Below are 26,454 nucleotides of genomic sequence, written 5' to 3'. Positions count from 1 at the left end.
GCCACCTACCGCCCCGCCGAGCACCGCGCCCGTGCTGCCGCCCACCGCGCCGCCCAGCGCCGCGCCGGCTACGCCGCCGAGCGCGCCGCCGAGCGCATTGTTCATGTCGCCGGCCATCGCCGAAACCGACGCAGCAGCCGTGAGCGCTGCGATTGCAACGAGTCGAATGATTCGCTTTGACATAGTTCGGATGATTGTTTTTGAGACGGGCCGAGTATAACCGCGGCTTACGAAAACCTTCGGTAAAACTGCCGCACGTCGGCGGTAAGACTTGTAACAAAGTCCGATTGCCGACATTGCGCGGCCGCAGCCGACGCCTCGTCGATGGCGACGTTAGAATCTAATTCCGATTCGTCGAATCGTCCGCTACAGGAGGCCAGCGTGCCCGCGTTACTCCCTGACGTCGATCGAGATGGACTTCTCGAATACTCGGTCGTCTTCACCGACCGATCGATCAACCATATGTCGCAGCGCTTTCAGGGCGTCATGCGCGACATCTCCAACACCCTGAAGAAGGTCTACAACGCCAAGGCCGTCGCGGTCGTTCCCGGCAGCGGGACGTTCGGCATGGAAGCGGTCGCCCGGCAGTTCGCGACGAACAAGAAGTGCCTCGTCATCCGCAATGGCTGGTTCAGCTACCGCTGGTCGCAGATTTTCGACATCGGCGGCATTCCGTCCGAATCGACCGTGCTGAAGGCGCGCCCGGTCGCGGAAGGCAGGCAGGCCGCATTTGCGCCGCCGCCGATCGAAGAAGTCGTCGCCGCGATCAAGCAGAACAAGCCCGATCTCGTCTTCGCGCCGCACGTCGAAACCGCAGCCGGAATCATCCTGCCCGATTCGTATCTGCGCGCCGTGGCCGATGCGGCTCACGCCGTGGGCGGCATGTTCGTGCTGGACTGCATCGCCTCGGGCACCGTCTGGGTCGACATGGAAGCGAGCGGCGTCGATGTGCTCATCAGCGCGCCGCAAAAGGGATGGAGCGCGTCGCCGTGTTGCGGACTCGTCATGTTGAGCCCGCTCGCCCGCGAAAGAATCGACGCGACGACGAGCACGAGCTTCGCCTGCGACCTTCGCAAATGGCTGCAAATCATGGAAGCCTACGAGAACAACGGCTTCGCGTATCACGCCACGATGCCCACGGACAGTCTCACGACACTGCGCGATGTCATGAAGGAAACCGAGGCATACGGCTTCGACAAAGTGCAAGCGGAGCAATTCGAGCTGGGCAAGCGCATCCGCTCGCTCTTGGCCGACAAGGGCTTCAAGAGCGTGGCGGCCGAAGGTTTCGAAGCGCCGGGCGTCGTGGTCTGCTACACGGACGATGACGGCATCCGCACCGGCAAGAAATTCGCCGATGCCGGCGTGCAGATCGCGGCGGGCGTTCCGCTTCAATGCGACGAGCCGGCAGATTTCAAGACCTTCCGCATCGGCTTGTTCGGGCTGGACAAGCTTCACGACATCGAAGGCACGGAGGCCCGATTCGCGAAGGCGCTGAACAGCATTCTGTAACGCGCGCGGCTAGCGTTGCGGCAGGGCGCGCCGCGTGAGATTCAGCACCAGCAGGAAGCCGATGAACATGACGATGCCGCCCGCGATCAGGCTCGCACCGATCGCGCCGCGATAGACCGCGACGATCTGCGCCTGCTGCGCCGCGCTCATCTGCGCGATCGCGGCGATACCGTGATCCAGCAGCGCCTGCGTATCGAGGGACGCAGGCAGCCCGCTCATCTCGCGCTTGAGCACGAAGGTCATGATGCCGCCGGACAACGCCACGCCCAGCGACGCTCCCAGCGAGCGCACGAATCCCATCGTCGCGGTGGCGGCGCCGAGCACGCGCTCGGGCACCGAGCTCTGCACGATGACCGTCGCGTTCGGCATGCCGATGCCCATGCCCGCGCCGAGCACCGCCATCGCGCAGAGAAAGAGCGGCACGCTCGCGCCGATATGCGCCAGCAAGGCGAGCGAGGCGAGACCGAGACATTCGAGAAAGACGCCGATCGACAGGAGCGTCGCGATACGCCGCATGCTGCCGACGGAAAAACGTCCGCCGGTCACGGACGTGACGAGCATCATCGCGACTTGCGGCAGCATCATCGCGCCGGACTGCTCGGGCGTCTCGCCCAATACGAGCTGGAAATAGAGCGGCATGAAGACGAGCGAGCCCATCATCGCGAAGGCCATGATGCCGGAAGCCGCCACGCAGGTCGCGTAAGGCACGTTGCCGAAGAGCTTCAGATCGATGATCGGTTCCCGCGCGCGCCGCTCGACGAAGAACAGGGCGACGAAGCACGCGAGCGCAAGCACGCACGACAACGGCGAGCGCATGCCCGACATGAACGACGCGGACGCCGAATTGAACACCAGCAACAGCGCCGATGTCCCGATGCAGACCAGCACCGCGCCCGCGTAATCGACGGCGTGCTCGCCGCCGCGCTCGACCTTCGGCAGCGACATCATCACGAGCGCGAGCGACAGCGCGCCGATCGGCGGATTGATGTAGAACACCCATCGCCATGACGCGTGACTCGTGATGAAGCCGCCCAGCAACGGCCCCGCGACGCTGCTCACCGCGAACGCGCCGGTGAAGAGGCCCTGATAGCGCCCGCGCTCGCGCATCGGCACGATGCTGCCGACGAGCGTCTGCGACATCGTCATCAGCCCGCCGGCGCCGAATCCTTGCAGCGCGCGAAACAGAATGAGCGCGTTCATCGATCGCGCCGCGCCGCACAGCGCCGAAGCCACGAGAAAAATGCCGATGCTGAGCGCGAAGAACGGCTTGCGTCCGTACATGTCGGAGAGCTTGCCGTAGAGCGGCGCGCTGACCGTCGACGTCAGCATGAACGCGGTGACGACCCACGTAAGATGGTTCAGGCCGCCGAGTTCGCCCGCGATGACCGGCAGCGCGGTCGCCACGATGCTCTGGTCGAGCGCCGCGAGGATCATCGCGAGAATGAGGCCCGCGAACACGCGCCGGCGCTGGTTTAACGGGATCGGTGAAACGGCAACGTCGATTGTTTCTGTGGACATCGTGTAGCGAAAATTGGATGGAAGAACGCACTACGCGCGCAGCAGGATGCGTGCCCTTTCGGATAACATTCCTTGGTTAAGCAGCGCCGGAGCGAGCGATGACAACCGCAACCGTATTCAACGAGCACGCCGATCACTGGCTCGCCGCGCGGCGCGATCCGGAGACGGGTATCGAAGGGCTGCGCGCGCATTTCAGCGGTCACGCCTACGACCCGCACGATCACGACGACATGCTGATCGGCTACACGGAACAAGGCGTGCAGCGCTTTCAGTGTCATCGGTCTTTGCATACGAGCGTGCCGGGCCGCGCGATATTGATCGAACCCGGCGCGCTGCACGACGGTCATGCGCCGGAAGCCGGCGGCTTCACCTACGCGATGCTGTACCTGCCGCAAGCATGGGTCGAACGCGCGGCGCACGAACTGAATCTTCCGGGCCTGCGCAGCGTCGAGGCGGCTTTCAGTCGAACGCTCGTCGACGATCGCCGGCTCGTCGACGTCATCCGCACGGCGTTCCACGCCATCTATCACGACGAAGGCAGGCTCGCGCGCGATCAGGCGTTCGATCGCCTGCTGACGCAACTCAGCGGCCAGTTGCGCGACGCGCCGTCGATCGGCGGCGTCACCGCGCCGCTCGCCGCCCTTCGCGCGCGCGATCTCCTGCATGAACAGATGGACGGCAACATCGGACTCGATGAGCTCGCGACCGTTGCGGGCATCGACCGGTTCCGCCTGACGCGCCTCTTCAAGCGCGCGTTCGGCACGTCGCCGCACGCGTATCTGGTGCGCTTGCGCCTGCGCGCCGCGCGTCGCTTGCTGGCGGCCGGTCATCGGCCTGCGCAGGTTGCCGCGATCGTCGGATTCTCGGATCAGAGCCACCTCGGCCGCTGGTTTCATCGCGCGTACCGGATGACACCGGCCGCGTATCGGCGGATGTGCACAAACGTTCCAGACTGAACGCCGCGAATCGCGCAACATGAATGTTCCAAGGAGGAACCTTCATGTTCGACACCAAAGTGGCGCTCATCGTGCGCGATGATCTGCCCGTCTGGCAAAAGCTCAATGTCGTCGCCTTTCTCGCGACCGGCGTCGCGGCCGCGGTGCCCGAAGCGCTCGGCGAGCCTTACGAGGACGCCGCCGGACATCGCTACGGCCGCATGCTGGGCCAGCCGATGCTCGTGTTCGCCGCCGATCTGTCCGGCCTGCAAGCCGCGCATCGACAGGCGATCACGCGCGAACTCAGAATCGTGCCGTATGTTCACGCGATGTTTTCCACCGGGCACGATGCCGCGAATCGCGAGGCATTTCGTGCCGAGGACGCGGCGAATCTCGATCTCGTCGGCCTCGCGCTGCACGGCGCCAAAAAGGCCGTCGACAAGGCGGTAAAGGGACTGGCCTTGCACGGCTGATTCGAGCCGCCTTGTCGGTCAATGCGACGACACGATGATGCTCGAAATGACGCCCGTGGCGATCGCCGCCAACACGAAGTCGCCGTTCACCTGCACCCACTGATAACCCGAGGGCGGAGCGTGCAGGTCATGCGCGCGCCAGTCCTTCACGACGTAACGCGATCCACGATACGAATCCGGCAGACGGTCGCCCGAATGCCAGTCCTGATGCGGCACCGGACGGCGCGCATCGTCGTGTCCGCGTGCTTCGGGTCCGGCGTTTCGCGGCTTGCCGGGCCCTTCCTGTTGTCGATGATCCGGGCCTGCATCCGGTCCGGCCGGTTGAGCGAACGCGGCCGTCTGTCCAAAGGTGATGACACAAAGAAGGGAAGCAATCGCAAGTCTGTTCATAGGCATCTCCATAAAACCAATGAGAGCGATGGCGCGCTCATTGATTCAATGCGATGCCTTTCGTTTCCTTACCGCAGGTCGCTTCGGCGCGTGTGAATCGTTCATCGACCGAGCACCGTCACGGCGGGAAAGCGCATCAGATTTTCAACGTCCCACTCGTCGCCCAGATAGCGCGTATCCGGCAGCGCGCGAGGCGAGACGAGATCGGCGGACATGCCGCGCGCGATCAGACGTTGAAGAACGTCGTCACGCAGCCAGAACAGCGACCCGTCGTATATGGCGGGCCTGTAATCCGCCTTGAACGCGGCAAGCGAGTAGATGTCGCTGTCCCTGCTCCATACGCCATGCGTTTCGATGACTTCGGGACGTTCCGTGCTTATATAGTCGCCCAGCTTCGCATACCCCTGACGCGTCAGCGATGGATTCGTCAGCAGCCCCAGATCCAGGATGTTCAGGCGTTCGCAGCACAATGCCGTGCCGCCGACGTCCGGCGTCAGGAACTTGAGCGTCGGCTGCCCGAGATGCTCGCGCAAGCGATCGACCGACGCGCCGGTCATCGCGAAGTTCTGTGGCGTTACGCCTCGCCAGTCGCCGGGCGATTGATTCCACACCCTTTTGCGAACCGCGCTTCCCATTGCATCCATCGAAGCCGGCAGCGCGCCGCGCATCGCCGCGCCGACGATCATCGTGTCGACGTTTTCGCGCAGCACCTTGGCGTTGAACACGAAGGTCCCGGCAAGGCACAGCAAGAGCCAGCGCAAGACGCGCGGCCGACGCATGTTCGCGAAACGTTCCGCGAGCGATAGCACGAGGATCGGCAGCACCGCCACGAACATCCGGCCGGTATAGCCCCAGTTTCTTCCCGATATCAGTGCGAACACGCCGAAGGCCACTATCAGAAGCAGCGGCATCGGATCGAGACGGCGCGCCTGACCGCCCTTCCAGCTCAGGACGATGCCAGCCAGCAGCGCGGCGTTCACGAAGAGAAAATCCTTGAGGCCGCGCAGCTTCTCCAGTAAGCCGTCCCAGCCCTTCTTGCTGTATGGCGCGTGAAGCTTGGCCAGAATGGTGTTCGGCAACAATACGCCGAAGACCCAATATCGCCAGAGCGTCATCAGCAGAAAACAAAGCATCAGGCACACGCACATTCGAAACGCGCGCGAGCGTTCCTGCGGGCAAAACACGACCATCCAGCCCAGCGCGAAACCCAGATAGAACACCGCTTCGAAGCGAGTCAGCATCAGAAGCGGCACGAGTGCATACGCGAGCGTCGATTGCGCGCGCCAGTAGAGCACGAACGCGAGCAGCAGCAACGCGAAGACCGTCATCTCCATGCCGTTGACGATCTCGGCCTGACACATCGGAAGCAGCCCGAGCAAGGACACGACGATGAGCCGATGCGTCGGGCTCGGCAATGACGGTTGAAGCGCGCGCCACATCAGCACCAGCGTAGCGCTGAGCGCGATGAACGAAAGCAGTTGCGCCGCCCTGATCGCTTCGAGAAAGCCCGGATGGAACAGCCAATGCCCGATCGCGAGCATCGCCGTCATGAGCACCGTCGACGTACCTTCGCCCAACGGCGACACCGGGGTCAACGCAAACAATCCGTGCCGCCCGAGCGTCTGTGCATACGCGACGGTGATGGCGCCGTCGTCCCATCCGTATGGGCCGGCCAGCGCGATCGCCGTCAACGAAAGTACCGCGTACGCAACTGCGAAGAGCAACCCGGTGGCTTTCTCCTTCGCCTCGATCCTGTGCGTGACGTGTTCGGTCATAGGCAGACAGCGCTATTGCGACCGCAATCCGAACACGGCGACGCCATTCTTCGCGCCCACATACACCTTGCCGTTCGCGATCATCGGCGTGATGAACTTGTTGCCCGCACCGAACTGGTCGCGCGCGCCCGCATCGACGCTGCTGTAGAGCTGATGATTGAGATTGGTCGCGTCGTAGGCGCGCAGCACGCCGATCGACCCGTTCTCCGCCGCCCACAGAATCGCGTTCGACGTGCCGTTCGCCGAAATGCTCGGCGTCGCGCCCGGGAAGCCGAACGAGTTCAGCGTCTGACTCGACGGCGTGCGCGACAGCGCGGCGTTCGTTACCGTGAACGCCTTGATGTTGTCGCCGACCGAGCCGAAATAGACCCTGCCGTTGAAGTACGCGGGCGCGCCGAACATCGGTCCGCGTATCTGGCCGACGAGCTCCTGATAGATGTGATCCGCGTTCGAATCGAACTTGCCCATCGACCAGCGGTTGACGACATAGATCGTCGAGTTCTTGCCCGCGCCGACCGCGAGACGCCAGACCTTGCCGTTCGCATCGGTGAAATCGGGCAAGACCATCGCGCCGCCGGAACCGAGGTCTTCGTCCTCGTTCGATTGCTGCACCGTGTTCGACGGCTGGAAGTAGTCCTGCACTCTCAACGGCCCGAGATTCAGCCGCAGGAAGCCGTTGCCGAAGTTGCCGTTGATCGGCATCTCGTGCTCGTTCTGCGTCGGGTCGAAGGTGCCGTTGGCATCGAGGAAATAGATCGATTCGCCGTCCGACGCAGGGCCCGCGCCGCTCATCCAGATCGAGCCCATCTGGCCGTTCGGCGTGACGTTCAGCACGCTCGCCTGCTGCAGCGTGTTGGCGTCGTAGCCGATCACCCAGCCGGTGTACGGCATGAAATCGCAATGCGATGTCCACGCGGTATAGATGACGCCGTTCAACTGCAGCAACGCCGCGCGCTCGGCGTACTGACCCGGATCGAACGTCAGCGTGCCGTTCTGGCTGCCCGCGCCGTTGCCCGGATAGGTCGCGCGGATTTCGGTCGGACCGTTGAAGAGCTCGGCGCCCGTCGTGATATCGAGCGCGTGGATGCGCTGGTGATAGCCGCCCGACGCGTCCTTCGACATGCCGACGACATACATCGCGCCGTTCGGTCCGCGCCCGCGATCGATGACGGGCGTCGCCGTCACACCGATCGTCGGCGTGATCTGATGGCACTTGTGATCGTCGCTCGGATTCTCGCCGCTGCCGAGCGTCGAGACTCTCCAAAGCGTCGCGCCGCTGTCGGCATCGAACGCGTAGACGCTTCCGTTCTCGGTCGCGACGTACACGACGTTGTGCGTGGCGCCCCCGATCGGAACGTTCGCGAGAAAGAGCGGCTGCGCGTCGACGGCGCCATCGACGGAATAGAAAGCCACCTTGCCGAACGTGTTCTGGTTGACGTTCGCGAGCGTGAGGGTCGTTTCGGCGAGTTGCTGTCCGGTGCGGGCGATGTCGTTGTGCCAGGTGACGACGTCCATCGCGTTGCTGGGCGACGTTGCCTTCGCCACGCTCGACGCGGCCCGGCTCGCCGCGGCCGATGTCGCATCGCCGCCGGAGTCGCCGCCACTGCACGCGGCGATGATTGCCGCGATCAGCACGGCGCCGAGTGCGGCGGCATAAGCGGAAAAACGCGCATTCATTTGCATTCTCCTTCTCCGGAAGGGGCCGGAACGGACAACGCGGTGTCGGGCGACATCGGTGCTGCAACAGAGCAATCGTGATGCCCCATAGCAGCGTGTACCCGCAAACCAGCGCATCAGCGAAGCGAGGAAGCCGTCGAGCGCCCCGAGGGACGCAATTCGGCCGCTATTGAACATCGGGAAACGGAGGGCGAGCGACGAACCTGGCTTACAAAAGAGCACGTCAGCTTTGCTCGCGACTCGCGCGCCTTCGCGGAATGGTGACGGAGAACCAGAGCAGTCTTGTCACCGAACGTTCGGGCGTAACGGGGAAGGCTCTTTACCGACTGAAAGCTATCGCAAATCGCGGAGTGAATCAATCGCGCAGGTTTTACATTGCACTTTTCGAAATCGTGCGCGTCGTTGATGACATGTTGCCGGGGCTGTAAAAACGAATGTGGGGGAGTGCACATATCTACCTACTTATTTCGCGTCTCGAACTTTTTTTGCCGATTTGGGCTGCTAATCTTTGGGCCAATGGTCATGCAAATCGCAAGGCCGTCTGTCCGGATGTCCGACATGCAAGTCTCACCTTGAGAGCCCTCGCCGGGACCAGGAACGTGCCGATGACGACGATTTCGGAAATCCGCGAAACGATGCCCGACCGAATGACATCCGGCATGCAGGCGCCCGCGCGCTCATCGGCTCGCCGCTCGCTGCTTCGCCACATGGCCGCGCTCGCTCTGGGTGCAGTGTCGTCGCCCTCCTTCGCGCAGCATGGCGATCTCGGACTCGTCACGCCGCCAGTCCGTCTCGACGATGCATGGCTCGTCGATCAGACCGGCAAGAAGCGTCTGCTCAGCGACTTGCTGCATCAGCGCGTGACTGCAGTGCAAACCGTCTATACCGGCTGCGGCACGATATGTCCCTTGCAAGGCGCGTTGTTCAACGCGGTTCAGGAACGGATACCGCAAATCCGCGCGCGTCGTCCGGTGCAATTGCTGTCGGTCGGGATCGATCCGCTTTCGGATTCGCCGTCGGCATTGCGCGCATGGCTCGCGCGCTTTCAGGCGGGTTCCGCCTGGAATGCAGCGACGCCGGCACTCGCCGATGTCGACCGGATGCGCGTGGCGCTCTCGGGCAGCAACGCGCCTCTCGGCGACATCGCTGACCATTCCACCCAGGTCTATTGCTTCGATGCCAACGGGATGTTGCGCTGGCGAAGCGCCGATCTTCCTCGCGTCGAAGACATCTGCGATGTGCTCGGCGCGCTCGCACGTACGTAACCCGCTTCATGTACGGGGTGCAACCATGCCTGGAATCCGTTCGACGAGCCACGCGTCAAGCCTGTTCGTCCGATGCATGCGCTTCTTGCTGCTCGTCGCGTTGCCGCTGGCATTGGCGGGCATGCCGCACGCCGCGCGCGCGCAAAGCTCGGCGCCCATCACGCTGAGCGGCACCAGCCTGTGCGCCGACGTGAGCGGCGAATCGAGGGCGCCGGGCGCGCCCGTGATTACGTGGTCCTGCTGGGGCGGCGCGAATCAGCAGTGGTTTCCGTCAGCGACCGGCACGCGCTACAACCTCATCAATCAGAACAGCGGCCTGTGCATGGACGTCTCGGGCCAAAGCCAGAGTCCGGGCGGCCCCGTCATCCAGTGGACCTGCAATGGCGGCGCGAATCAGGCGTTCTCGTTGACGCCGCAAGGCGCGGGCTACGCGATCGTCGCGGGACATAGCGGCTTGTGCGTGACCGCATCGAGCACGACGTCGCAAGGCAATCAACTATCGCAGCAAGTGTGCAACGGAAGCGCGACGCAAACGTGGCAAGTGGCCGGCCTGCCGGTACAGCAAGCCGCATTGCCGTCGAAGTGGACGACGCCGTATCAGTTGCCGCTCGTCCCGCTGCAAGCCGCCAATCTGCCCAATGGAAACGTGCTCGTCTGGTCGGCCGACGCGCCGCTCGACTTCACCGACAGCGCGAATCCGCCGGCGAGAACCTACACGGCGATCTTCAATCCATCGAACGGCACGAGTTCGCAAGTGATCGTGACCAATACCGCGCACGACATGTTCTGCCCCGGCATTTCCAATCTCCCCGATGGCCGCATCTTCGTGACCGGCGGATTGAGCGTGCGGCAGACCAGCATCTATTCGCCGACGACCAACACATGGACCGCGGGCAATCAGATGAACATCCCGCGCGGCTATCAGGGTAGCGTGACGCTGAGCAACGGCAACGTGTTCGTCATGGGCGGCTCGTGGAGCGGAGGGCTCGGAGGAAAGTCCGGCGAAACGTGGACCTCGGGTTCGGGCTGGCGGATCAATAGCGCGATTCTCGACGATTACATCGTCACGAACGACGCGAGAGGCGTGTTCCGCTCCGACAATCACGCGTGGATGTTCGCGGTCGGCAACGGACGCGTGTTCCATGCGGGACCGAGCAAGGCGATGCACTGGTTCGATACGGCGGGCAACGGCAACGTGAGCCCGGCCGGCAACCGTGGCAGCGACGGCGACGCGATGAACGGCAACGCGGTCATGTACGACGTCGGCAAGATTCTCGCGGTCGGTGGCGCGCCGAGCTACGATCAGTCGCCGGCCACGGCCAACGCGACGCTCATCGACATCAGCAGCGGCAACGCGACGACGCGGACCATCCCGCCGATGAGCTACCGGCGCGCGTTCAACAACAGCGTCGTGCTGCCGAACGGACAGGTCGTCGTGATCGGCGGACAGACCTTCGCCGAGCCTTTCTCGGACAACAACGCGGTCCTCACCCCGGAACTCTGGGACCCCGCGACCAACACGTTTTCCCCGCTCGCGCAGCAGGCCGTGCCGCGCACCTATCACAGCGTCGCGCTGCTGCTGAACGACGGACGCGTGCTGAGCGGCGGCGGGGGTCTGTGCGGATCATGCTCGACCAATCACACCGACATCGAGATCCTGACGCCGCCGTACCTGCTCAACTCGGACGGTTCCGCCGCGTCGCGTCCGACTCTCAGCTCCGTTCCGAGCGATGCGCAGCTCGGCACGACGATCGTGGTGACGGCCAGCCGCAGCACGCGCGCATTCGTGCTGATGCGCTCGTCATCGGTTACGCATTCGTTGAACAACGAGCAACGACGTGTGCCGCTCACGTTCAGCGTCGGTACGGCGGGCGAATTCCAGTTGAACATTCCGTCCGATCCGGGCGTCGTCGTCCCCGGCTATTACATGCTGTTCGCGCTGAACGCCAACGGCGTGCCGAGCGTTTCGCGCGTGCTGCGCGTGCGTTGAATGGCCCGACGCCGCTTCCTCGAGGCGCGGGCCGCGGCGATGCGCGTCGCATTCGTCGCGGTCGTCGCATTCGTCGCGGTCGTGGCAATTGTGCCGCTTGCGCGCGCGCAGACCGCATGCGACCCCGCCGACATGGGCTGCGCGATCTTCAACGGACAACATCCGATGACCGCGCATCTGCGCGACGACGAGCGCCCGTTGCCTTCCTTTGCGACGCGATGCGTCAATTGCCACGTCGGCACATCGACGAAGCCCGCGTTCGCGCCGCCGCTGACGCACGACGCCCTGCTCGGCGTCGCAAGCCGCCGTGGCGGGCCGCTCAGTCACTATGACGCGACGTCCTTCTGCCGCGCCGTGAAGGACGGCATCGATCCGGCGGGCGTGCTGCTGCGCAAGTCGATGCCCCACTACCGCATCGCCGATACCGAATGCCAGGCGCTTTGGCAATACGTCATGCATCGATGAGCGCGGGCGCTACGCGTTCCGGCGAGAGGTATTTATTGCCTCAACCGTCAGAAGAATCATTCCAATAAGGGCTTAACCCGCTAAAGAGCTTTCGACGAAGGTCGTAAAACATGCAAACCGTGTACAGGATTGACCATGTTTCACCTTCGCCTCAGAACCTTGATCTCGTGGTCTCGCCGGCGTTTCGCGACCACGCTGGTTCTGGCGACGCTGTCGGCGTCCGGGCTGTGCCTCGCCGCGCTCGCCGCCGTTTCCATCACCGTCGATCGCGACATCGGCGAGCGGGAATTGCGCCGGGCGCTCGACGTCGGCTCGGAGCTCGAACTGCTCGTCGATCTGCATCTCGCCGCCAACACCGACTTCCTCAAGGGCGTCGGCTCGGCCACGTTCGAATCGCGCGCGTGGCCCATCGCCCGCGCGGTGATGGTGGCGCGCGCCTATAACCATCTCGATGCGCTGCTCGCCGATTCGCCCGCCGCCGCCGAAAAGCTCGCGGAACTCAGACGCCTGAGCGGCGAATGGCCCAAAGCGCTGCAGGATGCCGCGGCGAACGTCGCGCTTGCGTCGCATGGCACCGCAGTCGACTCCGGAAGGTTGCTGCTCGCCAACGCGTCGCTGAAATCGATCATGGACATTCTCGCCCTGCTGCGCAGCGACGAGCGGGAGCTGATCGCCAGCATGCAGGAGAAAGCGCAATCGCAGATTCTGAAGCAGCGCATCGCGCTCATCGTGGGTCTCGCCGCCGGCATGCTGCTGCTCGCGTTCGCGGCGTCGAGCCGGCATCGCTCGGCGCTCGCGAAGAACGCGGCGCGCATCGTCGCCGATGAAGCCAAGAAACGCTTCAGCCAGTACTTCGACCAGCATCCGGTCGCGATGCTGATCTTCGATGTCGGGAACGGCGCGATTCTCACCGCGAACGCGGCGGCGCAACGTCAGTACCGGGCGACGCTGGAACAGCTCAACGCGCTGACGATCTTCGATCTGCGCCCCGCCGAAGAAGTCGCGAACTTCCGGCTCGATCTCGCGGGCTACGTGCAGTCGGGAGCCGGTTCGGGCGCGGGCGGCATCCGGCGTCATCGCAGGCTCGATGGCGATGTCATCTTCGTGGACGTGTCGTTTCATCTGCTTTCGTTCGGCGGTCACGAGGCGTGTTTCATCACCGCTCACGACGTCACCGCGCACGAGAACGCGAAGGAACAACTGCACCTTCGCAGCCGCGCGCTCGAAGCGACGCGCGACGCCATCGTCATTTCGCATCTCTCTTGCGGCTCGCACCGCATCACGTATGCGAACACCGCGTTCGAGCGCCTGACGGGCCGCCGCGTGGCGGATGTGCTCGGCGCACCAACGCAGGCGGCGCTCGGCTGGGATCGCGCGATGCCCGAGACCGGATCGCTGACGCACGCGATGCGCGGCAATGTCGAAGCATCGCGACTGCTGAAGATGTCGCGCAGCAACGGCTCGACGTTCTGGAGCGATACCTACGTCGGTCCGATTCTCGACGACCACGGACGCGTCACGCACAGCATCACGGTGTTGAGCGACGTGACGGAGCGCGTGCGCCATCAGGAGCAGTTGAAGCGCCAGGCGCTCGAAGATCCGCTGACCGGTCTGCCGAACCGGCTCGCGCTCGGCGAACTGTTCGACCACGCCGTGCGGATCGCGCGGCGCAACGGCGACCGGCTCGGATTCATCTTCCTCGATCTGGACAACTTCAAGGACGTCAACGACAGCCTCGGTCATGCGGCCGGCGACGATGTGCTTCGCGAAGTCTCGCGACGGCTCGAATCGAGCGTCACGCCGCCCGGTTTCGTCGCGCGTTACGCAGGCGACGAGTTCGTCGTGCTGCTGCCGGGCCGGAGCCAGGACGAATGCCTCGCCCATGCCCGGCAGATCGCGGCGCTTCTCGCGCAGCCGATGAAAGCCGCCGATGCCACCGTCGTCTCCGTCGCGAGCATGGGCGTCGCGTTCTTTCCCGATCACGGCAGCGACGCCGAGACGCTGCTGCGCGCCGCCGATGCGGCGATGTATCGCTCGAAGTCGCTTCACGCCGGTTCGATACAGGTTTTCGATCCGGAGATCGCGGCGGCGGAGACGGCGCGCAGCGCCATGGTCAAGGCGCTGGGACTCGCCATCGCGAAGAACGAACTGTTCGTGCTGTATCAGCCGAAGATCTGCCTGCGCACGCGGCGGGTCGAAGGCTTCGAAGCGCTGCTCCGATGGCAGAGCAAGGAGTTCGGCCTCGTGAATCCCGCGCAGTTCATCCCGCTCGCGGAGAGCACGGGGCTCATCGTGCAGATCGGCGAATGGGTGCTGGAGCAGGCGTGCCGGCAGGCCGGCGAATGGGCGAGGCTGTCGCCGTTCGTCGTGGTGGCGGTGAATGTCTCGCCCGTGCAGTTCGAGCGCAGCGACGTCCCGGCGATGGTCGCGCGCGTGCTCGAACGCTCGCGTGTCGATCCGCGCAATATCGAACTGGAGATCACCGAAAGCACGCTCATGGCGCCCGGCGCGCTGCCTTCGCTGCAAGCGCTGCGCAGGCTCGACGTGTCGATCGCCATCGACGATTTCGGCACGGGCTTTTCGAGCCTGGGCTACGTGCGCAGCTTCATGGTCGATCGGGTCAAGCTCGATATGTCGTTCGTGCGCGGCATCGGTTGCTCGCGCGCCGACGAAGTCATCGTGAAGGCGGTCATCGCCATGGGCCAGGCGCTGGACATACGCGTCGTCGCGGAAGGCGTGGAAACGGCGGATCAGCTCGATTATCTGATCGACAACGGCTGCGACGAAGTACAGGGCTTCTGGCTGGGATGCCCGATGCGACCGGAACTGGCCGAAATATCGCTGCTGCAATCGGCGCTCGCGCCGAGCATCGCCTGACGGCGTTTGCGCCGATTCCCAATGCCACGCGAATGCGCTAGATTCTCCGTCGCGAGCGCTTCGCCGAATCGTGTCAATTCAGACACATTATGTGAATGTCGATATAAATCAAAGACTTAGTTGATTTCGGCGCGCGCTGCGATTATCGTTGGGCCCTCGGCAATACTTCGCGCTGTCTCTCCTGATCGACGCCTGCAATCCGCGTCGCGACATCCTCTCGTCACGTTGTGAACCGCCCTTCGGCTCGTCCGATGCACGGCGGCGGGAATCGCATTCCCCGATCAAGCGATGAACTCCCGCGCGACGCCAGCCCTTCCACTTCCGACATGCCAGACAACGAATACGCTTTTGCCCCGCCGTTTGCCCATGCCCCGCTCGCGCGAATGCTCGCGCTCGTCGCGGCCGCCGCCTTCGCGCTGTCCGCGTGCGGCGAGAAATCCGCCGCCGCCGGCGCGCCACCCGCGGCGAATGCGCCCGAAGTCAGCGTGATGACGCTGAAGGCGCAGCGCATCGACATCGTGGACGATCTGTCCGGACGCCTCTCGTCGGTCGAAGTCGCCGACGTGCGCCCGCAAGTCGATGGCATCGTGACCAAGCGGCTTTTCGTCGAAGGCTCGACGGTCAAGGCCGGCCAGCCGCTTTATCAACTCGATGCCGCGAGCTACCAGGCCGCGTACGACACCGCGCTCGGCACGCTGCAAAAGGCGATCGCCACGTCGAAGGCCGCCGACGTCACGGCGAAGCGCTATCAGGAACTCTTCAAGATCAAGAGCGTGAGCGCGCAGGACGTGGAGAACTACGCCGCCGCCGCCGACGAGGCACGCGCCGATATCGTCACGGATCGCGGCTCGCTCGAAACCGCGCGCGTGAATCTGGCGCGGACGCGCATCGTCGCGCCGATCAGCGGCAAGATCGGCAAGTCGGCGGTGACGGTCGGCGCGCTCGTCACGTCGGGACAATCGACGGCGCTCACGACCATCCAGTCGATGGACACGCTCTACCTCGACGTCACGCGTTCCAGCACCGAAGCGCTGCGGCTCTCGAAGGCCATCGCGTCCGGCGCGCTGAAGCCCGGCACGAGCAAGGTCACGGTGCAGACCGAAGACGGCGCGACCTACGCGCATACCGGCACGCTGCTCTTCTCCGATGTCACCGTCGATCAGACCACCGGCTCGATCACGCTGCGGGCATCGATTCCCAACCCGGAGCATCAGCTTCTGCCGGGCATGTTCGTGCAGGCGCAACTCGACGAAGGCGAGCAGGACGCGATTCTCGTGCCGCAAACGCTCGTGAATCGCGGCGCGGGCGGCACCTCGACCGTGCTCGTCGTGAACGCGCAGAACGTCGTCGAAAGCCGCACCGTCACCGCCGATACGGCGCACGGCAACGACTGGATCGTGACGCGCGGCCTGCGCGCGGGCGAGCGCATCGCCACCGACAATCTGCAGGTGGTGAGCGCGGGCATGAAGGTCTCGCCCGTCGAACGCGATGCGCAAGCGCAGCTCGCCAAGGGAGACTGACGCACGATGCTCTCCCGTTTCTTCATTCACCGGCCCGTGCTCGCATGGGTCATCGCCATCGTCGTGATGCTGATCGGCGCGCTCTCGATCCGCACGCTGTCCGTCGAGCAATATCCGAACGTCGCGCCGCCGTCGATCCGCATCACCGCGACCTATCCGGGCGCATCCGCCGATACGCTCGCCACCACGGTCACGCAGGTGATCGAGCAGGACATGACGGGCATCGACAATCTGATGTACATGTCGTCGACGAGCAGCTCGGCGGGCACCGCGACCATCACGCTGACGTTCAAGTCGGGCACCAATGCGGACGTCGCCGCGATGCAGGTGCAGAACAAGGTGCAGGAAGCGAACGCATCGCTGCCGAGCGCCGTTCAGCAACAGGGCATTCAGGTCAGCAAGACCGCGGGCAACATCCTGATGGTCGTATCGGTCACGTCCACGGACGGCCGCATGAACACCGTCGATCTCGGCAATCTACTCGCGACGCGGGTGCAGGATCCGCTCACGCAGATCAGCGGCGTCGGGCAAGTGACGCTCTTCAGCGCGCAGCACTCGATGCGCGTGTGGCTCGATCCCGTCAAGCTGCGCAGCGTCGGCCTGATGCCGAGCGATGTCACGACCGCCATCGACAGTCAGAACGCGCAGCTTTCCGTCGGGCAGATCGGCGGCGCACCGCAGACGAAGACGCAAGCCATCAACGCGACCATCGTGACGCGCGGCTTTCTCAAGACTTCGGACGAGTTCGCCAACATTCTCCTGCGCGTCAATCAGGACGGCTCGCGCGTGTATCTGAAGGATGTCGGCGCGGTCGAAGTCGGCGGCGACTCCTACGACATGACGTCGCGTCTGAACGGCAAGCCCGCCGCCGCGATGGGCATCATGCTCGCAAGCGGCGCGAACGCGCTGTCGGTCGCGAAGGCCGTGCGCGCGCAACTCGCGGTGTTGCAGAAGCAGATGCCGGGCGGCGTGCAACTGAGCGTTCCGCACGACACGACGCCTTTCGTATCCGCGTCCATCTCCGAGGTCATCACGACACTCTTCGAAGCCGTCGTGCTCGTGTTCCTCGTGATGTACCTGTTCCTCGGCAACCTGCGCGCGACGCTCATTCCGACCATCGTCGTGCCGGTCGCGCTGCTCGGCACGTTCGCGCTGATCGCCGCGGTCGGCTTCACCATCAACGTGCTGTCGCTGTTCGCGCTGGTGCTGGCCATCGGTCTTCTGGTCGATGACGCGATCGTCGTGGTCGAGAACGTCGAGCGGTTGCTGAGCGAAGGCCTGTCGCCGCTCGATGCGACCATCAAGGCGATGGGCGAGATCGGCGGCGCATTGATCGGCGTCACCGCCGTGCTGACGGCCGTGTTCATTCCGATGGCGTTCATGTCGGGCTCGACGGGCGAGATCTATCGTCAGTTCTCGCTCACGATCACGTCGGCGATGGTGCTCTCCGTGCTGCTCGCGCTGACGCTCACGCCCGCGCTGTGCGCGACGCTGCTGCGCCCGGTCGATCCGCAACATCAGCGGCGCGGCTTCTTCGCGTGGTTCGAGCGCACATTCGAAGGCGGCACGCGCCGTTACGAGCGTGTAGTGACGCGCCTCGTTGCGCGCCCGCTGCGCTGGATGGCCGCGTATGCCGCGATCTGCGGCGTGGCCGCGCTGCTGTACTGGCAGCTTCCATCGTCGTTCCTGCCGGATGAGGATCAGGGCACGCTGATGACCATCGTCAATCTGCCCGCGGGCAGCTCGAGCGTGCAGGCGAACGTCGTGGAGAAGCAGGTCGAGTCGTATTTCACGGCGCTTCCCGAAGTGGAGAACGTCGTCATGCTCGATGGCTTCAGCGTGTCGGGCAGCGGACAGAACATGGCGATGGCCATGGTCAAGCTCAAGGACTGGAAGGATCGCAAGGGCAAAGGCCAGTCCGCGGCGGAGATCGTCGGCGCCGCGAACGCGCACTTTCGCAGCTTGCGCGCCGGACAGGTCTTCGTGATGAATCCGCCCGCCGTGCAAGGTCTCGGCAGTTACAGCGGTGTCGATTTCGAACTGAAGGACATGGCCGGTCTGGGTCACGATCAGCTTGTCGCCGCGAGAAACACGCTCTTGGCTCTTGCCGCGAAGGATCCGAAGATCACCGGTATGCGTCCCGCCGGCATGGCCGACGTGCCGCAGTACGCCGTGGATATCGATTACCTGAAGGCGTCGGCGCTCGGCGTCAGCGCATCCAATATCAACGACACGCTGCAGACCGCGTTTGGCTCGACCTACGTGAACAATTACGTGGACACGGGGCGCATCCAGAAGGTCTATGTTCAGGCGCTGCCGCAATACCGCATGATGCCCGCCGATATCGGCAAATGGTTCGTGACATCGAGCAATACGACGACGAGCACGACCAGCTACGACGGCAAGATGGTGCCGTTCTCGTCGTTCGCCTCGGGCCACTGGACGACCGGTTCTCCGCAAGTCGAACGCTACAATCGCAGCCTTTCGATGGAGATGACGGCGCAAAGCCCGCAAGGCGTCAGCAGCGGCGACACGATGAACGCGATCGAAGCGCTCGTCGCGCAGTTGCCGCAAGGCATTGCGATGGAGTGGACCGGCCAGTCGTATCAGGAGAAGCTCGCGGGCTCGCAGGCGACGTATCTCTATGCGCTTTCGCTGATCGTCGTGTTCCTCTGTCTCGCGGGTCTGTACGAAAGCTGGTCCGTGCCGTTCTCGGTGGTCCTCGTCGTGCCGCTCGGCATCGTCGGGGCACTGGTCGCGGCGCATCTGCGCGGCTTCACCGACGACATCTATTTCAAGGTCGGCTTGCTGACGACCATCGGGCTCGCGACCAAGAACGCGATCCTGATCGTCGAGTACGCGAAGTCCCTGCACGAGCGCGGTCACAGCGTGCGTCAGGCGGCGATCGAAGCGGCGCATCTGCGCTTGCGGCCCATCGTGATGACCTCGCTCGCCTTCGGCTTCGGCGTGCTGCCGATGGCGTTCGCGAGCGGCGCGGGCGCATCGAGCCGCGAGAGTCTCGGCAACGGCGTGCTTGGCGGCGTGATTGCCGCGACGCTGCTCGCCATCGTCTTCGTGCCAGTATTTTTCGTGCTGATTCGGGGCTTCGGAAACAGGAAGAAGGAAGGAGCCGCTCATGAATAAGCGCTTCGCTGTCTGCCGCATCGTCGCGGCGACGCTGACGGTTTTCGCGCTCGGCGCGTGCACGCTCGAGCCTCACTACGAGCGGCCCGCCGCACCGATGCCCGCGTCCTATCCGCAGTACGAATCGACGAGCGCGCAACAACAGGCATCGGCTGCCGACCTGCTGTCCGACTGGCGCTCGTTCGTGCGGGATCCGTATCTGCGTCAGTTGATCGAGCTTGCGCTGACGAACAACCGCGACTTGCGGCAAGCAGCGCTGAAGGTCGCGCAATACGAGGCGGAGTATCGGATCGTGCGCGCCGAACTGGGGCCGTCGATCACGGCGACGGGCACGCATAGCGCGTCGCACCAGTCGGGCGTGACGACGAAATCCACCAGCCTCGAACTCGGCACGAGCGCGTGGGAAATCGACTTCTTCGGCCGCATCCGCAGCCTGAAGGATCAGGCGCTGGAGCAGTATCTGTCGACGGACGCGGCGCGCCGCAGCACGCAGATCAGCCTCATCTCCACCACGGCGGGCGACTATCTGACATGGCTCGCGGATCGCGCCCTGCTCGACGTGACGGAACGCACGGTGGCTTCGTATCGCGACACCTACGAGACGACGCTGCGCGCGGCCAATCTCGGCAGCGGCTCGATGGAAGACGTGCAGTCCGCGCGCACATCGCTGACGAGCGCAATGGCGAATCTCGCCGCGTATCGACGCGCGGTGGAGCAGGATCGCAACAACCTGATCGCGGTGATCGGCTGCCCGTTGCCCGACGGCTTCCCCGACGATCGCGCCTTGCCCGACGAACCGCTCTTCGCCGCCGTGCCCGAGGGCCTGCCTTCGACGCTCTTGACGGAGCGGCCCGACATCATCGAGGCGGAACATGCTTTGAAGTCCGCGAACGCGTATATCGGTGCGGCGCGCGCGGCGTTCTTCCCGACCGTCTCGCTGACCGCGACGGGCGGCGTCGCGAGCAACGGGCTGTCGTCGCTCTTCAAGGCGGGTTCGGGCGCGTGGGCGTTCGAGCCGTCGATCAGCGTGCCGATCTTCCAGTTCGGCAGTCTGCGCGCCTCGCTCGACTCCGCGACGATCTCGAAGAACATCTACGTCGCGGCGTACGAAGGCACGATCCAGACCGCCTTCAAGGAGGTGTCGAACGCGCTCGCGGCGCGCGCCACGTATGTCGATCAGACCGCCGCGGACCTTCAGTATGTCGATGCCGCGCAGCAGTACTACGACATCGCCAATGCGCGCTATCGCGGCGGCCTGGACAGCTTCCTCACTTTGCTCACGGCGCAGCGCACGCTGTTCAGCGCGCAGACCCAGCTCGTGACCGACCGCGCCGCGCAACAGACCAACATGGTGACGCTCTACACGGCGCTGGGCGGCGGCTGGCGCAAGGATGCGCAAGTGCAGGAGACGGCGGCGAAATAGTCAGAACGCGCTTCATTCGTGCTGCGAGGGCCGTCGCCTGTCGCGCTCGGCCATATCGCGACGCAGTTCTCGTTCGGCGTGAGCTTTCTGCTCGTCGGCGCGGTGTTCATTCCGAGCGGCATCGGCACGTTGTTCATTCCGGAACGTCTGTACGACACGAGCGATTCCGGCCCATCGACGCCCGCGCGATCACGCCGATGACGGCGCCGTCGCGCAACCGCTCATCGCGCGCTGATCGTCGTCGGCGCTGACGGGCGCGAGCGCCATCAGCCGCGCGAGCACCGGCCAGCGCGTCACCGCCGCGCGCAATTCCTCGTCGGCTTCGGCATCGAAATAGCGCGCGGCGTCGAGACCGGCGACGCGCTCCGCAAGCGCGACGACATCATGCCGGTCGCGCGCTTCCTTGTTCAGCGTGTTCATTTCTGATCCACCCATACGCCGTCCGGCGTCTTCACGACATAGCCCGTCGCGGTCTTCATCGTGACGGTGCCTTCGTTCTCGCCGATCATCGGCGTCTGCGGCAGATTCGCCGCGTATTGCGACAGCGTGACGCCCGCCTTGAACGGACTGTTCGACACGAGGTTCGACAGCAATTGCGCGATGGCGAGATGCCCGGTCGGCTGATCGATGACGGTCGTCGCGCCGTGATTGCCCGTGAAGCCGACGAGCCGCACGCCCACCGGCCCGTGGATCACGCTCGGCGTCGGAATCTCGCGCAGGCCCGCGACCTGATTGGCGTCGCCGCGCAGCGCCGCGCCGTGCTCGGGCACGAACACGATCACCGCGCGCCGCCCCGATTGCTGGATCAGATCGGCGAACTTGTCGAAATCGCTCATCAGCTTCGCCACGCGCAGCGGATACGACTCGAGGCTCGTCATCTTGTTGTTCGGCAGGCGGTTGCCGTCGTGCAGGCTGATCGTGTTGTAGTACAGCGCGACCGGTCCCGGCTCCCGCGCGCGCTCTGCGTACCAGTTCGCGAGCGTGCCGTAATCGTCCATGATCGGCGAGCCGTCGAACGCGTGCATCGCGACGGGCGCGGCCGTGTTCGGCACGAAAGGCACGTTCGGCACGCCGATGTTCTCCTTCACGAGCTGCGTGAAGTTGTCGAAGTGGCCGTCGTGATTGAACGTGACCTGCGGCGTGTAGCCGGCCTGCGCAAGATCGGCCATCAGATGACACTGCGCGGGCGCGTCCTTGTACAGATCGGCGTGCGCTTCCTGTCCGCACGACGCGCGCAGCACGCGAATCGCCGCCGGGCCGCTGTAGCTCGCCGCCGTGCTGAAGTTCGTGAACAGATAGTCGAAGTGCGACAGGAACGGATGATTGCGCTCCTTCGATACATCGAGGTCGTCCCACGACAGCGAGCAGATGTGCAGCACGATCACGTCGAACTGCTCTTTCGGATCGCTCGACAGATGACCGAAGCTCACCTGTCGCTGCGACTCCTTCGCTCTGAATGCCGCGAGCGTCGCGTTGTAATCCAGGGGGTCCGCGGATTGACGGTTAGTTGCGGCAACGGCATTGCCCTGCGGCTTCGCCTCGATGCGCGCGAGCACCGCATTCGCGCCCTGCCACACCGGCAGCGCGACGAGCGCGATCATCACGAAGGTCGCGACGCGCAGCCAGCGATTGACGACGAGATACGCGACGAGCAGACCGAGCGCGACGGCGAGCAGCATCGGCGGAAGAAAGCGCGGCAGCAACTCGAGCCAGTAGCCGAAGCTGAAGGTCGTGAGATTGCCGAATTCCTCGACGATGCGGCCGAACGGCGGCACGTTCGCCTCGCGATACATCAGCGGCAAACCGATGCCGAGCCCGGCGACGAACCGCACCGCCCGCCAGATGCGCGAGCGCAGCGGCGAGCTCGCGGCGAGCGCCACCGCGAACGCGATGTTCGCGAGCCATATCGGCTTCAGATGCCCCGTCGAAAAGAGCGCGATCTTGATGATGAAATACAGGTTCCAGAAGGTCATCTTCGTTCTTCTCGTCAGTAGCGGCGGCCATCGAGCGCGAGCTTGTCGAGCAGCGCGCGGCGCGCTCCGCCGAACAGCCGCGCATAGCCTTCGAAGCCCATCAGCAGCACTTCCTTCAGGCCCTTGAGCGGCGCGTCGTCTTCGGTGCGCTCGTCCCATTCGATCCACGCATCGGCGCGGCCGAATGTGCATTGCACGAGACGGCGCTCGTCTTCGAGCGTGAGCGAATCGAAGCGCACGCCCAGATGCGTGCCGGAAAGGCGCGTCACGCGCACCGGAAAGTGAAACTGCCGCTCGCCGCGGCTCACGACGACGCCGAGCGTGTCGCCGGTTTCGAGCGACAGCAATCCTTCGCCGACGACGAGCCCGAGCCCGCCCGTCGAGTAATCGCTCGTGCTGCACGCGATGCTGCTGCCGTCGTTGAGCACGAGCGTCGCGGGCATGTTCATCGCGATGCGATGCGTGACGCGCACCTGCTTCGCCTCGCGCGCGACGCTCACCGCCGCGCCGAGCATCACGAGGTTGTAGAGCGTCCAGAACACGTTCATCAGGATGGTCGCGTCTTCGTCGCCCGCGCCGGCGATCAGCTTCACGATGCCGACGGACATCGCGAGCGCGTTCAGGCCGAGCAGCACGAGATACGGCTTGCTCATCGCCCAGTCGATATACGTCTCGTCGATGCGCCCGCCCTTGTCCGTCACGTTGAACTTGCCATGCTTCGGGCTGAAGAACGCGATGGTCGTCGGCAGCGCGATATACCACGCGAGCACCGACTCATAGACTTCGGCCCAGAACGAATGCCGGAACTTGCCCTGCATCCGCGAGTTCGCGATGTTCGCGATGACGATGTACGGCAGCACGAAACCCGCGATGGTCGTCGCCGCCGCGTTGATGAAGTACATCTGGAAGAAGAGGTACCACATCGGCATGGTGAGGAACACGAGGCGCGGAATGCCGTAGAAGAAGTGCAGCATCGCGTTGCCGTAGCACAGGCGCTGAAAGAAGTTCAGCCCGCGCCCGAAAAACGGATTGTCGATGCGGAAAATCTGCGCCATGCCGCGCGCCCAGCGCGTGCGCTGCTTGATGTGGCTCGCGAGGCTTTCGGTGGCGAGACCGGCGGCCTGCACCGTCGGCAGATACGCCGTCGTATAGCCGCGCCGATGCAGCTTGAGCGCCGTGTGTGCGTCTTCGGTCACGGTTTCGACCGCGATGCCGCCGACCTCTTCCAGCGGCGCGCGCTTGATGACCGCGCACGAGCCGCAGAAGAACGTCGCGTTCCAGAGATCGTTGCCCGCCTGCACGAGCCCGTAAAACAGATTGCCTTCGTTCGGCACGCGGCGGAACGTGTCGAGATTGCGCTCGAACGGATCGGGCGAGAAGAAGTGATGCGGCGTCTGCACGAGCGCGCATTTCGGATCGGCGAAGAAGGTGCCCATCGTCGCTTGCAGGAAGGAGCGCGTGGGGACGTGATCGCAATCGAAAATGGCGATGTATTCGCCGTGCGTCTTCGCGAGCGCGCGATTGATGTTGCCCGCCTTCGCGTGCTGATTGTCGTCGCGCGTGATGTAGCCGATGCCCGCCGCCCGCGCGAGCGCCTCGAACTCCGGACGATGGCCGTCGTCGAGCAGCCAGATATTGAGCTTGTCGCGCGGCCAGTCGATGCCTTGCGCGGCGAAAAGCGTCGGCTTCACGACCGACAGCGGCTCGTTGTAGGTCGGAATGAAGACATCGACGCTCGGCCAGTCGGCGGGATCGTCGGGCAGCTTCGACACGGCGCGTTCGAGCGGCCACGCGGTCTGCACGAAGCCGAACAGCAGGATCATCCACGTATAGGCTTCCGCGCCGAAGAGCGCGTAGCCGACGATCGCCTCGCCGGGCGTGCGGAAGTCGAGCGTCTCGGTCGTGCGCCACCAGACGTAGCGCGCGGTGACGAGCAGCGCGAGCGACGCGAGAATCAGCACCGGCATGCGCCCCGGAATGCGGCGGATGACGAGCGCCGCGATCATCAGCACGGCGAAGAACACGAACTGGCTTCCCGACGCGAGCGGCGACGTGCCGACGACCGCCCACAGCAATCCGCCGATCACGACGAGCGCGGGCAGCATCCAGCGCTTCTTGCCGATGACATTCGCGCCGCCCTCGAGCCGCGCGCCGAAGCGCGCCCACGGCAGTCCGTCGATGGCGGCATCGATGCGGCGCTTCATCCACATCAGCGCGAGAGCGAGCGGCGTGAGCGCGCGTTCGATCAGGCCGAGCGCGGCCCGCGCATACGCGGCGAGCGGCTTCGCGTTTTCGCGCGGCGGGCGCACGAACGCGCGCAGCAGCCACGACCAAGGATTGCGCACGTCGATGACGCCCCACTCGCGCGCCCACGCGAGCACGAACGCGCGCAGCATGTCCCGCGCGATGTCGCGCTTGCCCGCGCGCGGCGGCTTGAAGAAGAGACGCACGCACCAGTCGAACGCCGAGCGCGTGTCGGGCACGCCGAGCCCGCGCGCGATCCAGCCGATCGCGCGGTTCGAGCGGGAGCCTGGTTCGCGCTTCATGCCGTCTCGCTCGCGGCGAGCGCGGGCAGCCACGCATCGACGTGCTGCGCGAGACCGTGCAGATCGTGCGACGCCTGCAGATGCGGCGCTTCGTTGAAAATCCACGCGCCGCGCGAAAACGCCTCGGGCATCGACGCTTCCAGATGAATGCGTTGCGCGAGCGGCATGTTCCCGGTCGCGGCGCGCAGCATCGCGAGCGCGTCGCGCTGCATCGCGCGGGCGGGATTCAGGCGATTCACGACGAGACGCACATCCGCGCACGATTCCCGCAGCGCGGGCAAACGCGCGACGAGCGTCGCGCACGCAGCCGGCTCAGGCGGGCACACGGCGAGCACGAGATCGGCGGCGCGCGCGGCGTGATCCGCATGCGAGCACGGATAGCGCGGCGTATCGATCAGCACGACGCCGGTCTCCGGCAAGCCGATCTCGCCGATCGTGCGTTCGAGCCATCGCGGATGCTCGCAAAGACGCGCTTCGCACGCGGCGGATCGCGCGGGCGTGAGACCGCCGTGCGGCACGAACAGCACGCCGTCCTCGTTGCGCCAGGTCGATTCGTGCCACTTGCGCGACGGATCGGCGAGCGCGCCGCCGATGCCTTCCGCCGCGAACGCGTCCAGCCCGAGATACGCGCCGAGCATGTTCTGCGGATCGAAGTCCAGCGCGACCACGGCGCGGCCGCGCCGGGCGAGCAGCGTCGCGAGCGATGCGGCGAGCGTCGTGCGGCCCGCGCCGCCCGCCGTCGAAATGAGCGCGATGGTTTTCATGGGCGGGAGGCGTCCTTCGGCGCGGCATCGACATCGGGGACGAGACGCGCGTTGAGCACGACCGGCTCGATGCGGCACGGCACCGCGTCGCGCGGATCGAAACCACGCGCGGCTACGAGACCGCGCCGCGCGCCCGCGCGCTGCCAGACGATCCACGCGGGCACGCCGGCCAGCACGCCGATCAGCATCGAAATGAGCAAGGTGTCCATC

At 64.9% G+C, this 26,454-nt stretch carries 20 protein-coding genes and 1 pseudogene; 11 read left to right on the top strand and 10 right to left on the bottom strand.

Features of this window, described 5'->3' with window-relative positions:
- A pseudogene (locus NCS67_RS30935) lies at positions 1–183 on the bottom strand (hypothetical protein); the annotation flags it as partial.
- Positions 184–381: 198 nt separating this feature from the next.
- Between NCS67_RS30935 and NCS67_RS30930 the strand changes: the two are divergent.
- Entirely contained in the window at positions 382–1,509 is a 1,128-nt protein-coding gene (locus NCS67_RS30930; protein WP_250437844.1) for an aminotransferase class V-fold PLP-dependent enzyme, read from the top strand.
- A 9-nt stretch (positions 1,510–1,518) separates the two neighbouring features.
- On the opposite strand, the gene NCS67_RS30925 is transcribed toward NCS67_RS30930, so the two are convergent.
- Positions 1,519–3,027, bottom strand: a complete 1,509-nt coding sequence (locus NCS67_RS30925; protein ID WP_250437843.1) for an MDR family MFS transporter — start codon at positions 3,025–3,027, stop codon at positions 1,519–1,521.
- 98 nt (positions 3,028–3,125) lie between these two features.
- On the opposite strand from NCS67_RS30925, the gene NCS67_RS30920 reads away from it, so the two are divergent.
- Both NCS67_RS30920 and NCS67_RS30915 read left to right on the top strand, forming a co-directional pair.
- Positions 3,126–3,983 carry an AraC family transcriptional regulator gene (locus tag NCS67_RS30920; RefSeq protein ID WP_008345768.1) on the top strand — a complete coding sequence of 286 codons (858 nt, stop codon included), beginning with the start codon at positions 3,126–3,128 and terminating at the stop codon, positions 3,981–3,983.
- Between the two features lie 44 nt (positions 3,984–4,027).
- The gene (locus NCS67_RS30915) at positions 4,028–4,435 is read left to right on the top strand and encodes a DUF2000 domain-containing protein (protein ID WP_008345769.1); all 408 of its coding nucleotides are present in this window, start codon (positions 4,028–4,030) and stop codon (positions 4,433–4,435) included.
- 18 nt (positions 4,436–4,453) lie between these two features.
- Here NCS67_RS30915 and NCS67_RS30910 read toward each other — a convergent pair whose 3' ends face one another.
- The 3 genes from NCS67_RS30910 to NCS67_RS30900 all read right to left on the bottom strand — a co-directional run bounded on the left by NCS67_RS30910 (position 4,454) and on the right by NCS67_RS30900 (position 8,277).
- Complete coding sequence (locus NCS67_RS30910; RefSeq protein ID WP_008345771.1) at positions 4,454–4,825, bottom strand: RcnB family protein; 372 nt, start codon at positions 4,823–4,825, stop codon at positions 4,454–4,456.
- Positions 4,826–4,926: 101 nt separating this feature from the next.
- Complete coding sequence (locus tag NCS67_RS30905) at positions 4,927–6,600, bottom strand: hypothetical protein (RefSeq protein ID WP_250437842.1); 1,674 nt, start codon at positions 6,598–6,600, stop codon at positions 4,927–4,929.
- Between the two features lie 12 nt (positions 6,601–6,612).
- Entirely contained in the window at positions 6,613–8,277 is a 1,665-nt protein-coding gene (locus NCS67_RS30900) for an outer membrane protein assembly factor BamB family protein (RefSeq protein ID WP_008345774.1), read from the bottom strand.
- Between the two features lie 605 nt (positions 8,278–8,882).
- On the opposite strand from NCS67_RS30900, the gene NCS67_RS30895 reads away from it, so the two are divergent.
- The 8 genes from NCS67_RS30895 (at position 8,883) to NCS67_RS30860 (ending at position 21,162) form a co-directional block, all read left to right on the top strand.
- Positions 8,883–9,542 carry an SCO family protein gene (locus NCS67_RS30895; protein ID WP_250437841.1) on the top strand — a complete coding sequence of 220 codons (660 nt, stop codon included), beginning with the start codon at positions 8,883–8,885 and terminating at the stop codon, positions 9,540–9,542.
- A gap of 76 nt (positions 9,543–9,618) precedes the next feature.
- Entirely contained in the window at positions 9,619–11,532 is a 1,914-nt protein-coding gene (locus tag NCS67_RS30890) for an RICIN domain-containing protein (RefSeq protein ID WP_008345777.1), read from the top strand.
- Positions 11,533–11,997 carry a hypothetical protein gene (locus tag NCS67_RS30885; RefSeq protein ID WP_250437840.1) on the top strand — a complete coding sequence of 155 codons (465 nt, stop codon included), beginning with the start codon at positions 11,533–11,535 and terminating at the stop codon, positions 11,995–11,997.
- 135 nt (positions 11,998–12,132) lie between these two features.
- Complete coding sequence (locus NCS67_RS30880; protein WP_250437839.1) at positions 12,133–14,874, top strand: EAL domain-containing protein; 2,742 nt, start codon at positions 12,133–12,135, stop codon at positions 14,872–14,874.
- A gap of 383 nt (positions 14,875–15,257) precedes the next feature.
- Positions 15,258–16,394, top strand: a complete 1,137-nt coding sequence (locus NCS67_RS30875; protein ID WP_008345783.1) for an efflux RND transporter periplasmic adaptor subunit — start codon at positions 15,258–15,260, stop codon at positions 16,392–16,394.
- A gap of 6 nt (positions 16,395–16,400) precedes the next feature.
- Positions 16,401–19,538, top strand: coding sequence for an efflux RND transporter permease subunit (locus NCS67_RS30870; RefSeq protein WP_250437838.1), 3,138 nt, complete (start codon positions 16,401–16,403; stop codon positions 19,536–19,538).
- Positions 19,531–20,961, top strand: a complete 1,431-nt coding sequence (locus NCS67_RS30865; RefSeq protein ID WP_250437837.1) for an efflux transporter outer membrane subunit — start codon at positions 19,531–19,533, stop codon at positions 20,959–20,961. Before NCS67_RS30870 ends, NCS67_RS30865 begins: the two co-directional genes overlap by 8 nt.
- A gap of 18 nt (positions 20,962–20,979) precedes the next feature.
- A complete protein-coding gene (locus NCS67_RS30860) occupies positions 20,980–21,162 on the top strand; it encodes a hypothetical protein (RefSeq protein ID WP_250437835.1) in 183 nt (60 codons plus the stop codon).
- Here the strand turns inward: NCS67_RS30860 and NCS67_RS30855 are convergent.
- Genes NCS67_RS30855 through NCS67_RS30835 form a run of 5 tightly spaced genes read right to left on the bottom strand, consistent with a single transcriptional unit; the run spans position 21,151 to position 26,453 of the window.
- Positions 21,151–21,381: a hypothetical protein gene (locus NCS67_RS30855; RefSeq protein ID WP_008345789.1), complete on the bottom strand. Its 231-nt coding sequence runs from the start codon at positions 21,379–21,381 to the stop codon at positions 21,151–21,153. The genes NCS67_RS30860 and NCS67_RS30855 overlap by 12 nt on opposite strands.
- The gene (gene bcsG / locus NCS67_RS30850; protein ID WP_008345791.1) at positions 21,378–22,934 is read right to left on the bottom strand and encodes a cellulose biosynthesis protein BcsG; all 1,557 of its coding nucleotides are present in this window, start codon (positions 22,932–22,934) and stop codon (positions 21,378–21,380) included. Before bcsG ends, NCS67_RS30855 begins: the two co-directional genes overlap by 4 nt.
- A gap of 14 nt (positions 22,935–22,948) precedes the next feature.
- Positions 22,949–25,480, bottom strand: coding sequence for a UDP-forming cellulose synthase catalytic subunit (bcsA, locus tag NCS67_RS30845; RefSeq protein WP_250437834.1), 2,532 nt, complete (start codon positions 25,478–25,480; stop codon positions 22,949–22,951).
- Positions 25,477–26,244 carry a cellulose biosynthesis protein BcsQ gene (gene bcsQ, locus NCS67_RS30840; protein WP_250437833.1) on the bottom strand — a complete coding sequence of 256 codons (768 nt, stop codon included), beginning with the start codon at positions 26,242–26,244 and terminating at the stop codon, positions 25,477–25,479. The genes bcsA and bcsQ overlap by 4 nt, the downstream gene beginning before the upstream one ends.
- Positions 26,241–26,453 carry a hypothetical protein gene (locus NCS67_RS30835; RefSeq protein WP_175982192.1) on the bottom strand — a complete coding sequence of 71 codons (213 nt, stop codon included), beginning with the start codon at positions 26,451–26,453 and terminating at the stop codon, positions 26,241–26,243. Before NCS67_RS30835 ends, bcsQ begins: the two co-directional genes overlap by 4 nt.
- Between the last annotated feature and the right edge of the window lies 1 nt (position 26,454).

Origin of the sequence: Caballeronia sp. ATUFL_F2_KS9A, from assembly GCF_023630765.1 — a bacterium.
Classification (GTDB): domain Bacteria; phylum Pseudomonadota; class Gammaproteobacteria; order Burkholderiales; family Burkholderiaceae; genus Caballeronia; species Caballeronia zhejiangensis.
Note: the sequence above shows the minus strand (reverse complement) of the source record. Positions and strands in the feature narration are given on the sequence as shown.